Annotated in this window: 13 protein-coding genes; 8 read left to right on the forward strand and 5 right to left on the reverse strand. The window is 70.4% G+C overall.

The features are described from left to right. Window positions 1–14: 14 nt before the first annotated feature. Window positions 15–1,502 carry a class I adenylate-forming enzyme family protein gene (locus ACTMTF_RS32655; protein ID WP_441114135.1) on the reverse strand — a complete coding sequence of 496 codons (1,488 nt, stop codon included), beginning with the start codon at window positions 1,500–1,502 and terminating at the stop codon, window positions 15–17. 240 nt (window positions 1,503–1,742) lie between these two features. Between ACTMTF_RS32655 and ACTMTF_RS32660 the strand changes: the two genes are divergently transcribed. After that, window positions 1,743–2,351: a TetR family transcriptional regulator gene (locus tag ACTMTF_RS32660; RefSeq protein WP_441114136.1), complete on the forward strand. Its 609-nt coding sequence runs from the start codon at window positions 1,743–1,745 to the stop codon at window positions 2,349–2,351. A 51-nt stretch (window positions 2,352–2,402) separates the two neighbouring features. Then, window positions 2,403–4,154: a carboxylesterase/lipase family protein gene (locus ACTMTF_RS32665; RefSeq protein ID WP_441114137.1), complete on the forward strand. Its 1,752-nt coding sequence runs from the start codon at window positions 2,403–2,405 to the stop codon at window positions 4,152–4,154. 446 nt (window positions 4,155–4,600) lie between these two features. Here ACTMTF_RS32665 and ACTMTF_RS32670 read toward each other — a convergent pair whose 3' ends face one another. Together ACTMTF_RS32670 and ACTMTF_RS32675 are read right to left on the reverse strand one after the other, a co-directional pair. After that, window positions 4,601–5,740 carry a hypothetical protein gene (locus ACTMTF_RS32670; RefSeq protein WP_441114138.1) on the reverse strand — a complete coding sequence of 380 codons (1,140 nt, stop codon included), beginning with the start codon at window positions 5,738–5,740 and terminating at the stop codon, window positions 4,601–4,603. Next, a complete protein-coding gene (locus ACTMTF_RS32675; RefSeq protein WP_441114139.1) occupies window positions 5,731–6,051 on the reverse strand; it encodes a hypothetical protein in 321 nt (106 codons plus the stop codon). Before ACTMTF_RS32675 ends, ACTMTF_RS32670 begins: the two co-directional genes overlap by 10 nt. Before the next feature lie 138 nt (window positions 6,052–6,189). Here ACTMTF_RS32675 and ACTMTF_RS32680 point away from each other — a divergent pair, with 138 nt between their 5' ends. The 3 genes from ACTMTF_RS32680 (at window position 6,190) to map (ending at window position 8,007) form a co-directional block, all read left to right on the forward strand. Next, on the forward strand, window positions 6,190–6,579 hold the full coding sequence (locus ACTMTF_RS32680) for a YbaB/EbfC family nucleoid-associated protein (protein WP_441114140.1): 390 nt from the start codon (window positions 6,190–6,192) through the stop codon (window positions 6,577–6,579). Between the two features lie 14 nt (window positions 6,580–6,593). Continuing rightward, a complete protein-coding gene (locus tag ACTMTF_RS32685) occupies window positions 6,594–6,971 on the forward strand; it encodes a YbaB/EbfC family nucleoid-associated protein (protein WP_441114141.1) in 378 nt (125 codons plus the stop codon). A 211-nt stretch (window positions 6,972–7,182) separates the two neighbouring features. Further along, complete coding sequence (map, locus tag ACTMTF_RS32690; RefSeq protein ID WP_441114142.1) at window positions 7,183–8,007, forward strand: type I methionyl aminopeptidase; 825 nt, start codon at window positions 7,183–7,185, stop codon at window positions 8,005–8,007. An 84-nt stretch (window positions 8,008–8,091) separates the two neighbouring features. On the opposite strand, the gene ACTMTF_RS32695 is transcribed toward map, so the two are convergent. Both ACTMTF_RS32695 and ACTMTF_RS32700 read right to left on the reverse strand, forming a co-directional pair. Next, window positions 8,092–8,970 (reverse strand): sigma-70 family RNA polymerase sigma factor, encoded by an 879-nt coding sequence (locus ACTMTF_RS32695; protein WP_441114143.1) that lies wholly within the window; start codon window positions 8,968–8,970, stop codon window positions 8,092–8,094. A 72-nt stretch (window positions 8,971–9,042) separates the two neighbouring features. Beyond that, complete coding sequence (locus ACTMTF_RS32700) at window positions 9,043–9,450, reverse strand: VOC family protein (RefSeq protein WP_441114144.1); 408 nt, start codon at window positions 9,448–9,450, stop codon at window positions 9,043–9,045. A 159-nt stretch (window positions 9,451–9,609) separates the two neighbouring features. Between ACTMTF_RS32700 and ACTMTF_RS32705 the strand changes: the two genes are divergently transcribed. The 3 genes from ACTMTF_RS32705 to ACTMTF_RS32715 all read left to right on the forward strand — a co-directional run bounded on the left by ACTMTF_RS32705 (window position 9,610) and on the right by ACTMTF_RS32715 (window position 13,931). Beyond that, complete coding sequence (locus ACTMTF_RS32705; protein WP_441114145.1) at window positions 9,610–12,768, forward strand: hypothetical protein; 3,159 nt, start codon at window positions 9,610–9,612, stop codon at window positions 12,766–12,768. A 267-nt stretch (window positions 12,769–13,035) separates the two neighbouring features. After that, window positions 13,036–13,320 carry a transposase gene (locus tag ACTMTF_RS32710; protein ID WP_441114146.1) on the forward strand — a complete coding sequence of 95 codons (285 nt, stop codon included), beginning with the start codon at window positions 13,036–13,038 and terminating at the stop codon, window positions 13,318–13,320. Between the two features lie 158 nt (window positions 13,321–13,478). Next, a complete protein-coding gene (locus tag ACTMTF_RS32715) occupies window positions 13,479–13,931 on the forward strand; it encodes a hypothetical protein (protein ID WP_441114147.1) in 453 nt (150 codons plus the stop codon). Window positions 13,932–14,202: the final 271 nt, after the last annotated feature.

Here is a 14,202-nt window from a genome sequence, read left to right on the forward strand (position 1 = left end):
CTTGAAGTCGGTTCTCACGTGGACGCGTCCGGGCTGCCGAGCAGGTCGAGGAGCCGCGGCTTCACCACCTTCCCGACATGGTTCTTCGGCAGTTCGGGCAGGAACAGCAGCCGGCTCGGCAGCTCGTGCCTGGCGAGCCGGTCCAGCAGGAACGTCCGCAGGTCGGCGGCGGTGACCGGGGAGCGGGTGACGACGGCGGCGGCGGTCACCCGGCCGAGCACCGGGTGCGGGATGCCGATCACCGCGGCCTCGGCGACCGCGGGATGCTCGAACAGCGCGGCCTCCACCTGGAGGGTGGAGACCTTGTGCGCGCCGGACTTGATGACGTCGCTCTCCCGGTCGACGAGGTAGAGGTAGCCGTCCTGGTCGAGGTAGCCGACGTCGCCCATGCGCACCCAGCCGTCCTGGAAGATGTCGTCGGTCAGCCGCTGGTCCCGGTAGTAGGCACGGGTCCCGGCGGGGGAACGCAGCCAGACGTGCCCCTGTTCGCCGATTCCGGCGGGGCTGCCGTCCTCGGCGACGATCTTGAGGTCGCTGCCGGACGAGGGCCGCCCCACCGACGCGGGCCGCTCGGGGTCCACGATCATCGTGGTCTGCGCCGGGGCCGCCTCGGTGGAGGTGTAGTAGTTGACGATCGTCGCCTTCGGGAACGCCGTGGCCATGCCCGCCGCCACGGCCGGCGGCAGGCTGGCGGCGGTGGAGCCGAGCAGCCGTACGCTCGACAGGTCGTACCGCTCCCGCACCCCGGCGTTGAGCAGCTCGATGGCCATGGCGGGCACCACGAAAACCGTTCCGACGCCGTACGACTCGATCAGGCGGGCGAAGCGGGACGGTGTGAAGCGCGGCAGGGTCAGCGCGGCCGGGCTGGCGTCCAGGGCGTTGACGAGCATGCTCTGGCCGGCGTTGCAGCCGATCGGGAACGCGTGCAGGAAGTGCCGGGAGTGGGCGAGTTTGCGGCGGCGGGGATGGATGGAGACGCCGTAGGCGAGGTTGGCGTGGGTGGCGCCGACGCCCTTGGCGCGGCCGGTCGTGCCCGAGGTGTAGATGATCTGGGCCAGCCGGTCGGGCCGCAGGTCGCGCCGTACCGGGGTCTCGTCGCCGCACTCCAGCTCGGCCGGGGTCGCCCGCCACTCGCCCACCTCGGGCGGCGTGACGTCCGTGCCGTGCAGGACGGCGGTCACGGAGCAGTCCAGCAGCGCGTGCCGCAACTCGGCGGGCGCGAGCCTGCCGGACAGCGGCACGCTGACGCAACCGGCCCGCATGACGGCGCACCAGGCGACGGCGAAGTCGATCCAGTCCCGCTCGTCGAACACCAGCCCGACCCGGTGGCCGGGCGGGAGACCGCGGTCGATCAGCGCGTGCGCGACGGCGTTGGCCCGCCGGTCCCATGCGCCGAAGGTGATCGTGCCCACGTCGGCCACGATGAGCGCCGGGCGCTCGGGCTGCTCCTCAGCACGTCGTGCGAGCAGATCCGGTAGCGTGAGCCGCCGATCATCCCTCATCACGACACGTCACCGAAACATTTCGACCGCATGACGCACTCCCTGATCAACACCGCCGGGCCGAGGGACGACCGCGAACGCTCTTGCAGGGCAGAATAGGCAATGCCGATGCCAATGCAATAGAGAAACTTTAAGACGATTTCCGAAAGGTTTCGACACGCGTCGATCCAGGGTGTCCCAGGAGCGACGATCGCCCCGCTTGCCGCCTCAGATTTTGCTTACCTGAGCTACGATTAGCTCATGCAAGCAAAACAGCCCCGGCCGCACGGCAGGACCTTCACGGAGACCGGGCGGCGGGCGCAGATCGTGGCCGCGGCGATCGAGACGATCGCCGAGCTCGGCTACCCCCGCGCCTCCTTCGCGCAGATCGCCAAGCGTGCGGGGCTGTCCAGCACCGGGCTGATCTCCTACCACTTCGCGAGCAAGAACGAGCTGTTCCAGCAGGCGATGATCCAGATCTACGGCGAGATCACCGCGTTCATGACCGAGCGGCTGGAGGGGCAGCCGACGGCGTCGGCGGCGCTGCGCGCCTACATCGAGGGGAACATCGAGTTCTCCGGCGCGCATCAGACCCAGATGAAGGCGCTGCTCGACATCTTCATCAACGGCGGCATCGACTACGGCGAGCCCAAGGAGCGCACCGCCGTGTCGCCGCTGGAGCAGATCCTCCGCTGGGGGCAGGAGACCGGCGAGTTCCGCGACTTCGACGTGCGGGTGATGGCGACGAGCCTGCAGCGTTCCGTCGAGGGGCCGAACTTCCTGCTGGCCGGCGACGCCGCCCTCGATCTGCGCGCCTACGCCCGGGAGCTGGTGACGCTCTTCGAACGCGCCACCCGCGCGGACCCATGACCAGGCCGGCTGCATGAGCACCCGGCGTCCATCGACCGGAAGGAGTCCTTCATGACCATCGTGCACCGCCTGCTGGCCACCGCCACCGCCCTGATCACGCTCGGCGTGGCCACCCCCGCGCAGTCGACGGGCCCGCCCGTGCCGGCGCCGGCGACCGGCGCGCCGGTCGTCCGCCTGCAGTCCGGACTGGTGCGCGGCACCGACGCCGGAGCGGTCCGGACGTTCCTCGGGGTCCGTTACGCCGAGCCGCGCGACGCCGGCGGCGAGCGGCTGCCGGTGATGGTCTGGTTCCACGGTGGCGGGTTCACCAGCGGCACGGCCGGCCTCTACGACGCCCAGCGCCTCGCCGCCCAGGGCAACGTGATCGTGGTGACGGCCAACTACCGGCTCGGCGTGCTCGGCTACTTCGGGCACCAGGGGCTGGCGGGCTCGGGGACGTACGGGCTGGCGGACCAGATCGCCGCGCTGCGCTGGACGCGGCGCAACGCCGCCGCCCTCGGCGGCGACCCGCGCAACGTCACCGTCTTCGGCCAGTCGGCCGGTGGCATGAGCACCTGCGCGCTGCTGACCAGTCCCGCCTCGGCCGGCCTGTTCGACAAGGCGATCGTCTCCTCCGGCTCGTGCCTGCTCGACTGGCCGGACGGAGGGCTCTTCCCCGGCTCCCCCGCACACGCGCCGTACACCTCCCTGGCGACGACGCGGAAGGACGGCGCCGCGCTCGCCGCGCGCCTGCGCTGCGGCAACGGCACGGCCGAGCAGACGCTCGCCTGCCTGCGCGACCTGCCGGTGGCCGAGCTCCTGCCGCACACGGGCGCCTTCAGCGACCATCTCACGTACGGCACTCCGCTGCTGCCCGCCGACCCGGCCCGCGCGCTGCGCGAGGGAAGGTTCCACCGGGTGCCGGTGATCTCCGGTGGCACCCGTGACGAGATGCGCGCCTTCATCGGCGGCGCGGCCATGGCCGGTCAGAAGTTCACCGCCGAGCGCTACCCCGAACTGCTGCGCAAGTCGTTCGGTGCGCAGGCCGACGCGGTGCGGGCCCGCTATCCGCTGTCCGCGTACGACTCACCGGCGATGGCCTGGGCGGCGGTCATCACGGACCGATCCTGGGCCTGCCCCACCCTGACGGCCGACCGGCTGCTGGCCCGCCACACCGACGTGTACGCCTACGAGTTCGGCGATCGTGACGCGCCGAACATCAACGGCATCGACGTCCCCGGGCTGCCCCCGGGCGCTGCCCACGCCGGCGACCTGCCGTCCGTGTTCGACCTGGGCGGCGCGAACCTCCTGTCGACCCCGCCGCAGCAGCGGCTCGGCGCGCGGATGGTCGACTACTGGACCACCTTCGCCCGCACCGGGGACCCGAACAGTCCGGATTCGCCGCGCTGGTCCCGGTTCACCCGGCAGGGGCCCGTCCTCGGCCTGGTGCCGGACGCCGTGCGGCCGGTCGACTACGCCGCCGACCACCAGTGCTCCTTTCTGGAACACGCTCGGCTGAAGTCCCAGTACGGGGGAGCCGATCCTTCGGATCCTCCCCCGTGCCCTCCTCAATCGTCCGGGCCGGCGGCGTCCTCGCGCAGGTCGCTCAGCCGTGCCTGGGCGAACGAGCGGATCTCCTCCTCCTCGACCATGGCCGCGTGCTCCAGGAGGCTCATGTCCTGCTCGTCGGACAGGCTCGCGGCGGCCGCCGCGGCGAACAGCCGGGTCACCGGGTCGCCCGCTTCCAGCCGGATGACGATGCCGGGCAGGTCGGGATCCTCGCCGTCCTGGAGGATCAGCCACTCGGCCAGCTCCTTCACATGACCGGGGGGCAGGCATGACGCCCCTGCCTGGAGCTGCTCGATCGAGGCCTCGGTCAGGAATTCGAGGACCTTCCAGCGGACGGCGCTCTCCGGGTCCCGGCTCAGGTTCATGACCTGCGCGATGATGGGCCCGTGCCGCTCGTCGGCGTTCTCCAGCACCACCGCTGTCGCGTTGTACCGGACGGCGCGGAGCGGGCTGGCGAGCAGGGCCGGGACCTCGTCCATCATCGGGGCGGCGAGCTCGACCAGCTCCGAGAGCAACCAGGCAGCCGTCCGGACGAGCACCTCGTTGTCGCTGTGGAGAAGCTTGCCGAGATTCTCGACGGGATATCCCGCGTACAGCTCGCTGAGGAGGTCGTTGGCCGCCGGGCCGACGATGTCGTCGTCAGCCGGATGCGTGCGGATGCGCTCGATCAGATCGTCGCCTGTTGGCGTCTGCATCGGCTGTCACCACCTCCTGTTCTTCTTCTGCTGTTCCCACTCTGCCGCGGTGGGATAGTGGTCGGCGCGCGCCTGGCTGCCGCTGTTGTACGTGCCGCCGCTGCTGGACGGCATGTCCGGCTGTTCGTACTGCTGCCGCCGTATGCTGTCCTCGAGCTCTCTGAGCGCTTTCTCTTCCCTTTTGATCCGCTCCGCGTGCCCGACCTCCACGCCCATTCTGTTCTCCTCGTCCTTCCTCGTCTTGATGCTCTTCTTCAGTTTGTTCCTGGTGGCCTTCGCCTCTCGCTCCGTCATGCCTTTGGCGCTGTTGGGCGGGTCGCCGTGAATTCTGCCGTCATTCTCCACGCGCCAAGAAGACGAAGAAGACGAAGAAGACTGGCCATTGCCCGAGCGCCGGGAGAAGAGGCCGCCCTCTCCGCGGCTGCTTCCGCCGCCGCGCCCCCTGTTGCCTCTGCCGTCATCCCTGTTGTTCCTGCGGCCCATCTGAGCGATGCCGTCCTTGACGGACCGGGGTCCGGACGGATTGCGCAGGCCGGACGTGCGTAAGGGGACGCCACCGCGCGGGCCGGCCGCGGCCAGGCGTCCACCGGGGCCTCCCAGGCGGCGGAGGTCGTCCCTGATGCGGCTCAGCACGTCGGTGCCGTTCTTGCGCAGGTAGGGCCCGATCACGTTGTCGGTGCCCTGGCGGCCCTCACGCATGATCTTTCTGACCGCCTGACGTGACGCCAGCACCCGCGCCGTCGCGGCCGTTGCCCCGAGTGCCCCGCCGAACGCCAGCGCCTTGGCGACACCCACCGCGGTGAACACCGCCTGGGTGCCCGCCGCCACCTTCACCGCGGACACCACCGACGCGGTGCCCTCCAGCGCCGCGGGCATCGTCCTCATCGCCGCGCCGGCCTGGGCGATGTGGCCGCCCTCCCCACCGGTCCTGTTCCAGTGGCCGGCCATGCTGGTCGCCGACTCGCCGCGATAGACCTGCTGCGTGGCACGGACCGCCGCGTCGGCCCCGCCCGCCGCGGGCGCCGTACCGGCGTTGGCGGCACGGACGGCCCGGCCCTCGGCCCGGGCCTCATCCTCGTTCATGGCCGGCCAAGGACCGAGCATCGACATCATCCCCGCCGCCTCCGGCGGCAGCATCACGACCATGGGGGGACCACGTTCGTCATGTGCTCGGCGTTCGCGGCCTCGCCTTCCCGCGTGTTCCGCTCCACGGCGTGCAGGCCGTCGCCGGTGTCGTCCATCACCATGGACAGGCCGTCCCGTACGTCCATCGCCACCGCGCGGCACTCGGCGTACATCATGACGAACATGCCGAAAAGGCCGTCGTCCCCAAAAGAGGACACCCCGTCGCCGCGAGCTCTGAGCGGGTCCAGTGCGGCGTGGTACTCCTCCGCATGAGTCCTGATCCGGGAGGCTTCCTGCCCCACCGCCCCCAAGGCGATCTCAAATCCCGTCATGGCGAAGCACTTTATCGCCACATATCGTGATCTTGTAGACAGTTCCCGTTCATGTGATCTTCCGCTCAATGTCAAGGTCACGGCGGTATGTGGCTAGACTGGGCCGCTGTCCGTTCTCCTGATGACCGGAGGTCCGACATGCGGTCACCAACACCGGAAAACGACGCCGAATACCTGATCGATTACTCCACGCAGGGCCGGCGGATCATCCGCGACCTGCGGGCGGCGCAGGCAGCGATCCAGCGGGTGGAGGGCCTGGCGCGGAGCAAGGACGGACTGCTCGAAGCGGCCGCCGACGGCCAGGGCGGGCTGACCCGGCTGCACATCGACCCGCGAGCGCTGCGACTCGGCCGGTCGGCGCTCGGCCACGAGGTGGCGGCGGTGCTCAGGGCGGCGCAGGAGGACGCGGCGGGCAAGGCGCAGGAGATCGCGGACGCGGCCGAGAGCGCCGCGGCCTTGCCCGAACCGCTCGACGAGACCTTCGTCCGCCATCGGGTCGAGCAGGTGGCCCGCGATCTTTTTTCCTAGGCTCGGAGGCAAGCGTGCAAGGCCGGCAGTTCGACCCCGCCGCCATCTCGGATCAGGGCATCGACGAGGTGGCCCGGCAAGGTGAGCGGGTGCTGGCCTGGCTCGAGACGGCGCAGGATGACCTCGACCAGATCGTCGGAGCGGGCGAGACCGGACCGGACCAGGTCAAGGCGACCGTGGACGTGAACGGCCGCGTCCTCGACATCGTCTACGGCCCACGCTCGACGCGCATGGACAGCCGCGAGCTGGCCGAGGAGACGCTCGCGGCGGTGCACGTGGCGTGCGAGGACGCCCAGCGCCAGGCCCACGAGCTCATGCGCGAGGCCCTGCCGGGCTACGACCCCGTGGAGGCGAACGAGCAGTTCCAGCGCCTGCTGACCGACTGGAACTGATCCGCGCATCGACAGGCTGATGTCGGCGACGAGCCGACCGGCCGGTTCCACGCCGTCCGGCCTCGATCTTGCTCAGGGTTTCCGGCGAGATCCAGCCGCGTGCGCGACTTCCGCCTGGTCGCGGACCATGCCCTTAGGACTGGTATTACTATACCGGCACGTGTTAGAGTTCCGGTATAACTATACCAACACCCTGTGATGCGAGGCATTCGTGATCGAACTGAAGACGCCTGCGGAGATCCAACGCATGCACGTGGCCGGGCGTTTCGTCGCCGAGGTGCTGTCCGAGGTCGGGCGACTCGCCGACGTGGGCGTCAACCTCCTGGACCTGGAGCGCCATGTGCGCGGCATGATCGAACGGCGTGGGGCGGAGTCGTGCTACTGGGACTACGCGCCGTCCTTCGGACGCGGCCCGTTCCGCAACGTCATCTGCCTGTCGGTGAACGACGCCGTCCTGCACGGCCTGCCCCACGACTACACGCTGCGTGACGGCGACGTACTCAGCGCGGACCTCGCGGTCAGCGTCGACGGCTGGGTGGCCGACTCGGCGCGCACGGTCGTCGTCGGGACCGCCGCCGAGGAGGACCTGCGGCTCATCCGTGCCACCGAGGAAGCGTTGGAGGCGGCGATCGAGGCAGCGCGTCCGGGCAATCGCCTGGGTAACATCTCGGCGGCCATCGGAGGGGTGGCCCACGACTACGGCTATCCGGTCAACACCGAGTTCGGCGGCCACGGCATCGGCCGCACCATGCACGAGTCGCCCCACGTCTCGAACAAGGGCCGGGCGGGGCGCGGTCTCACGCTCCGGCCGGGCCTGACCCTCGCGCTCGAACCCTGGTTTGCCCGCACGACCGACCGGATCGTCTACGACGCCGACGGCTGGACCATCCGGTCGGCCGACGGCTCACGCACGGCCCACTCCGAGCACACGATCGCCATCACCGAGGACGCCCCCTTGGTGCTCACCCGGCGTGAGCCGGAGATCCCCGTGACGAGGGGTGATCACGCCGGTCGCCTGTCCACGCAGGACGCTTAGCACCCCGAGCCACCCCTAGCACGTCGACGGCGGCTGCCCGGTCCGTCGCGGATCACAGGCGCCGACCCGGCTCAGCGGCGTGACTCACGCCGGGTCCGGCAGGTGCATCGACGCGAGCCTGGCCGGGTCAGCGACGATCGCGATGGCGGTGATCCGGCCGCCGGCGACCGTGAACGAGATGATCGAGAGCGGGGTTCCGTCCTCGCGCCAGGAGACGTACCCGGGAAGGCCGTTGACGAGCACCGCCTGATGGCGTGCGACAGCGCCGGAGACCATCCGCGCACCGGTGGCGACCGCGGTGGCGCCGAGGGTGACGACCACCCCGCCCGGAGTGTCGACCGTCAGCCTCACGTCCGGGTCGAGCACGCGCAGCAGCGCCTCGAAATCGCCGCCCGCCGTGGCCGCGCGGAAGGCTTTGATGACCTGTCGTTGCTCTCGTCGCAGGATCGTCGGCCGCTCGGTCGCCCGCACCTTCCGGCGAGCGCGGCTGGCGATCATCTTGGTGGCGTCGGCGGACTTGCCGAGGATCTGGCCGATCTCGGCGAACGGCACCGCGAACAGGTCGTGCAGCACGAACGTGAGCCGCTCGCTGGGCCCGAGCACGTCCAGGACGACGAGCAGCGCGAGCCCCACCGAGTCGGCGAGCGACACGGTCTCCTCGGGCTCAGCGCTGTCGTCGACCGTTATCACGAGCTCGGACAAACCGTCCCCGTAGGACTCCTCGGGGCGGGTCTGGCGGGACCGCAGGACATCCAGGCTGATCCGGCCGACCACCGTGGTCAGCCAGCCCGCCAGGTTCGCGATGGTCGTCGCGTCCTGGCGGGCGAGCCGCATCCAGGCCTCCTGGACCACGTCCTCGGCGTCGGCGTGCGATCCGAGCACGCGGTAGGCGACCGCGCTCAGCCGGTCGCGCTGGGCCTCGAACGCGTCGGCCAGCAGGTCCGTCCGGCTGGTGTCAGTCATCCTGTGGTCTTCCTCGGATCTGCTCGTTCATGGGTCACGGTGGACCTGGATCGTCGCATGGTCCACGGTCGGTCAGCCATCGGCACGGTTCCAGCGGCGCTGCTGGCGGAGCGAGATCCGGTTGCCGTCCGGATCCACCGCCTCGATGCGAACGCCGAACGGGTAGTCCTCCGGCTCGGGCTGATCGAAGGTCACGCCTCGCCGGCGGAACACCTCGAAGTCCTTTCTCAGGTCGTCCGACTCGAGGATGAGCGGGCCGGCGGCGGCACCCGGCCGCTTCTCGTCCGGCTGTCCCCCGGCCGGCGGCTGCGACCAGAGGATGATCTCGACCGGGCCATCGGGGACGCCCACGGTGAGGAAGCGCCCTTCCGGTCCCGGGTGGTCGATGCGCTTCTCCAGGCCGAGCCCTTCGGTGTAGAACTTCAGCGCCCGATCCTGATCGGTCACGTCGACCGTCACATACATGATGTTCGTCAGCATCCTGGTCTCCAATCTCGTCGCCGGTCCACGACTGTGCGCGTACACGGCCGTGCGCGTACACGGCCGTCGCTCGTATGACGGGCGCAAGCGCCAGAAGGTAACGTCCAGGCGGCCGGACAGGGCGTTTCCATCCGGCCGTCCCGGCCGCAGAATGTGATCGTGAGTCCCAGAAGCCGGAAGGTGTCGCCCGTCACGCTCGTGCTCATCCCGGTGGCGATCGGTCTTGTCGGCAACCTCTGGACCAGCACCGTGGCGGTGGACGCGTGGTGGTTCGGCCCGCTCACCGCGCTGCTCGTGGCCGTGCTCGTGGTCTGGTCGATCCGGATCGAGCTGGCGCGCTCGCGCCCGGCCTCCGCCGAGGAGGCGGTCGCGTCGCTGCGCCTCGCGGTGACGCGTCAGTGGGTGGCCGAGTCGAAGGTGCTGTCGCTGGCCAATCCGCGGCCGATGCCCGTGCGCTGGAACCTCACCGCTGAGCCGCGTTTCGTCCCCGGCTCCGACGGCGTGAGCGTATCCGGAGAGGTGACCTGGTCGGGGTCGGCCGACCGTATCGACGCGCTGGCGGAGTCTTACCGCGCGCTGCCGGGCGGGCGGCTGATCATCCTGGGCGAGGCCGGGGCCGGGAAGACGACGCTCGCCATCCAACTCCTACTCTGCCTGGCCGAGGACACCGAGGGCCCGGTGCCCGTGCTGGTGTCGGCGGCCGGGTGGGATCCGGCCGTCCATCCGGATTTCGCCGGCTGGTTCGCCGCCCGTCTCGATCAGGGGTACGGCTGGCTGCGCGACTTCGGCCCTGACACCGCCGCGAACCTGTTCACCGACGCCCGCGTCATCCCGGTCCTGGACGGGCTGGACGAGGTTCCCGCCGACGTCCGCCCGCTGATCCTGACAGGCCTGAACGCCGCCCTCGCGCGGCGGAACCGGCTGATCATCACCTGCCGCCGGCGTGAGTACGGCGAGGCGGTGCGAGCGGGGCAGACCATCAGCGACAGCGCGGTGATCGAGGCCGAGCCGATGCCGGGCCACGGGGCGGCCGGCTACCTCTCGGCCGTCATCGGCCGGACGGTCCCCGAACCGGGCTGGCAGGACGTCATCGCCCACCTTGAAGGCGAGGCGCGCGGCCCGCTCGCGGAGACGGCGGCCAACCCGCTGGGTCTGTGGCTGCTGCGCACCACCTACGCCGACGCCCGGGAATCCCCCGAGGTGCTGCTCGACACAGAGCGGTTCCCCACGGCGTCCGCGCTCCGGGCGCATCTGTTCGACCGGTTGATCCCGACCGCGATCGCCGCCCGCCCGTGGACGTCGCGACCCGAGACCGACCTGTTCCGCCCGCGCCGACCGTACGCCCCCGAGCAGGTCACCCGGTGGCTGGGGAACCTCGCCGTGCTGCTCGACCACACGCCGAACCCGGAGCGGGAGGTCGGCCGGGCGAGCCTCGGCAGCCGCGACCTCGCCTGGTGGCGGCTGGGGGCGGGCGTGCTGATCCACCGGCCGCCAGGGCCTTTCGGTTACCTCGGCATGGTGCTGAGCAGCGTCCTGTGGGCGGTGGCGGTCGGGCAGCTCGCCCTCGGCGTCCCGTGGGGGTGGGCTCTGACGGCGGCGGTGATCGTCCTCACCGAATACCACGAGGGGCCCGCGGGCGATCACTGGTCGTGGGAGCGCGATCTGCCGGGGTCGGCCGACGTCGGGATCCGCGGCCGGCTCGGCCCGCTGGTCCAGCAGATCAGGTCGAAGGCCGTGCTGCCCGTCCTGCTGTTCGCGGTGTTCGGCGGGGTGCTCGCGGGGCTGCACGTCCTGGCGGTGGCGCTCGGCGCGGGCGACTTCCCGTTCACTCTCGCACTTCTCGTCCTGTACGGCCTGACCTTCGCCCTCAGCCTGCTCAACGGCGCCGTGACGGCGTGGATGGACGGCGACGCGGCGGGCGGGCCGATGGACCAGTGGCGGGCCGACCGGCGGCTCACGTTCACCCGCGCCGCGGCCGGGGCGGTGACGGGCGCGGTGATCGGCGGCGGCGTCGCGGCGATCGCCCGGCCGGAGTCGGCCGTCCTGGTCACCGCTCTGACTGCGGCGGCGGGCGCTCTCTCCGCCTTCGTCAGCGGCACCAGGCACGCCTGGCCGGTGTACCTCATCGCGTCCGCGCGGCTCGCTCGCCGCGGCGACCTGCCCCGCCGCCTGATGCGGTTCCTGGACGACGCCCACCGGCTCGGCCTGCTCCGCGTGGTCGGCCCGGTCTACCAGTTCCGCCACGCCGAGTTCCAAGATCACCTCTCGGCCCGCCTCCGCCCGGCGCCGCCTCCGCGCGCGGCCCGGCCGCCCACGCCCGTGGTGCGGATGCCCCCACGGGGGGACCCGGCGGACCTGCGGCCCGTCCGCGTCCAGACGTTCGAGGGCTTCAAGGAGATCCTGGACGTCGCCTTCCACCCCGGCGGCGAGAGCCTGGCGCTGAGCACGACGGGCCGGACCCACGTGGTCGATCTCCATGGAAAGATCCAGCGGACCTTCCGCTACGGCGGCCTGGCTTCGCGCTTCGAGCGCTACGCGGCCATCCACGCCCAGGCCGTCCACAGCCCCGATGGCCGCTGGATCGCCGTGGCCGGCGGCACCTTCGACCTGCGCGCCACCGACTGGGGCAACGGGAAGGTCTGGATCCTGGACGCGGCGACCGGCGCCCGCCACCGCGAGTTCGTCCACGACGACTGGGTGAACGCGCTCGCCTTCAGCCCCGACGGCGGCCGGATCGCCAGCGGCAGCCGGGCGGGCAGCACCCGGATCTGGGACGTCGCCGACGGGACGGAGCTCCTGACGATCGCCCACGACAGCTGGGTGAACGGCGTGGCCTTCAGCCCCGACGGCACGCTCGTCGCCACCGGGACCTCCGGCATCTACCTCCCTCAGCGCGATCACCGCGCGGCCGAGGTCTGGGACGCCTCCACCGGCGCCGCGCTGCTCCGGCTGGAGGGCGTCGACAGGGGCATGAGCTCGGAAGGGGTGAACGACGTCGCCTTCAGCCCCGATGGCACGTGGCTGGCCACCGCGGGCGACCGGGTCACCCGGATCTGGGACGTCGCGACCGGCGCCGCCGCGCACACCATCCCGGAGGGCTCACAGAGCCTCGCCTTCAGCCCCGACGGCCTGTTGCTCGCCACTGCCGCCCGGGCCCCGGCCTCGGTCCTCTGGAACGCCCGGACCTGGGCCGAAGTCCTGCGGATCCCCCAGCCGGACTTCGCGACGAGGGTCGCCTTCGACGCCGGCGCATCACTGCTCGCGACATGCTGCCGCAGCGGCGCGGTCCAGCTCTGGCGGCTCCGGCCCGGCGCCTAGGACGTGTACCTGCTGCTCACACCGGCCATCCGTCGCTCACGCGCTCAGCTCCTTGACGAGTGATCACGACGATCGCACGGTCCACGAGATCATCTCCAGCGCCTTCCGCAGGCTGCAAGCTCTCAGAGCCTGCTGACGAAGGATTTGGTCGCTGAGGTCGGGATCAAGGATGGCCTGGTAGAGGCCGCCGCCGAGTGATTCGCTGCGGACAGGAGCGGGCTCCTGATAGCTGAGGTGTTGTCTACGCAACTCGACGACCAGGAGCCCGTGGTTGTCCGGTTACACGTCCGCGCCCGTGGGCGCCAGTGCTCGTACCTCGCCGGGGTGCGGGTGCACGGCCGTAAGCCGTCATATCCGTCGGATCTGACCGATGCCGAGTGGGCGGTCATGGAGGGCGAGGCACGGGCGGTGATGGCCGAGCTGGTCAAGACCACTGGCCGGCCGATAGTGCATGGGCTGCGGGCGGTACCGGACACGATCGGCTATGTGGCCCGTTATGGGATCGAGTGGCGGGCGCTGCCGGTGGACTTCCCACCACCTGAGGTGGTGTAGGCGTTCTTCCTGCGCTGGTCACGGCGTGGCCTTCCCGAACAGCTGGCAGGTCGGTTAGGCGGAAGGCTGCGTGTCCTGAGGAGCCGCAGCCGGCGCAGGACCTCGCAGGGTACCGATGTCAGGAGGGCGGCAAGGAAGGCGCGATCCGCGGGAGCGAATTGCACTTTGGCGCCGCCGAGCTGCCGTTCAAGAACGGTGATCTGGTGACGCAGGGCAAGGATCTCGGCCAGGGCTTCGGCAAGATGGCGTTGACGACCGTGGTGTCCGATTCAGCGCTTGAGAGCGACGGCCATGCCGAGCGATGGGCGGCCGGGGAAAGTGAAAGTCATCCTGGCGGGCAGGCGAACATCGCCTACCCGATGGCTGCTCGGTGGTTGCTCGCAGTCGTTCGATCTGCAGTGGGGTTGGGGCCTGGTCACGAGATCCCGGCTTATGACAGCCGTACTGTGATGGCGGGCAAATGGCACATGATCGCGATGGTCAAGGGCGCATGGTTGCTCGGCGGTTGCTCGCGTGCACGCGATACAGCACGGCATCCATCATCACTTCCCGACACGACGGCGGGGAGAATTCCGTCCACAGCGATAGAAAGTGTCACTCCGCGACACTGAGCGACACCCAGGGAACCGACTCATAATCCGTGGGTCGTGGGTTCAAGTCCCACCCGCCCTACTCTCCACTACCGCGTTCTACCTGGGGTTTCTCGGTTCTCGCCGGCCTTGGATCTTGTTTTTGATCATGGTTGGTTGCTCGGTGGTTGCTCTTGTGTGCGGACCATGTAGCGCGGTAGATCGTTTAGAGCGGGAATGTCAGCTCAGACCTCCGAGACGATCATCGGAAGACCAAGCCAGAACGTCTCTGCGGGCTGGCCGGTCAGTGATG

Source organism: Nonomuraea sp. ZG12 (assembly GCF_052068115.1).
Lineage (GTDB): Bacteria > Actinomycetota > Actinomycetes > Streptosporangiales > Streptosporangiaceae > Nonomuraea.

Excerpts from the sequence above, each read along its gene's own strand:
- ACTMTF_RS32655 (WP_441114135.1), bottom strand. The coding sequence starts at position 1,502 with ATGAGGGATGATCGGCGGCTCACGCTACCGGATCTGCTCGCACGACGT.
- ACTMTF_RS32660 (WP_441114136.1), top strand. The coding sequence starts at position 1,743 with ATGCAAGCAAAACAGCCCCGGCCGCACGGCAGGACCTTCACGGAGACC.
- ACTMTF_RS32665 (WP_441114137.1), top strand. The coding sequence starts at position 2,403 with ATGACCATCGTGCACCGCCTGCTGGCCACCGCCACCGCCCTGATCACG.
- ACTMTF_RS32670 (WP_441114138.1), bottom strand. The coding sequence starts at position 5,740 with ATGGTCGTGATGCTGCCGCCGGAGGCGGCGGGGATGATGTCGATGCTC.
- ACTMTF_RS32675 (WP_441114139.1), bottom strand. The coding sequence starts at position 6,051 with ATGACGGGATTTGAGATCGCCTTGGGGGCGGTGGGGCAGGAAGCCTCC.
- ACTMTF_RS32680 (WP_441114140.1), top strand. The coding sequence starts at position 6,190 with ATGCGGTCACCAACACCGGAAAACGACGCCGAATACCTGATCGATTAC.
- ACTMTF_RS32695 (WP_441114143.1), bottom strand. The coding sequence starts at position 8,970 with ATGACTGACACCAGCCGGACGGACCTGCTGGCCGACGCGTTCGAGGCC.
- ACTMTF_RS32700 (WP_441114144.1), bottom strand. The coding sequence starts at position 9,450 with ATGCTGACGAACATCATGTATGTGACGGTCGACGTGACCGATCAGGAT.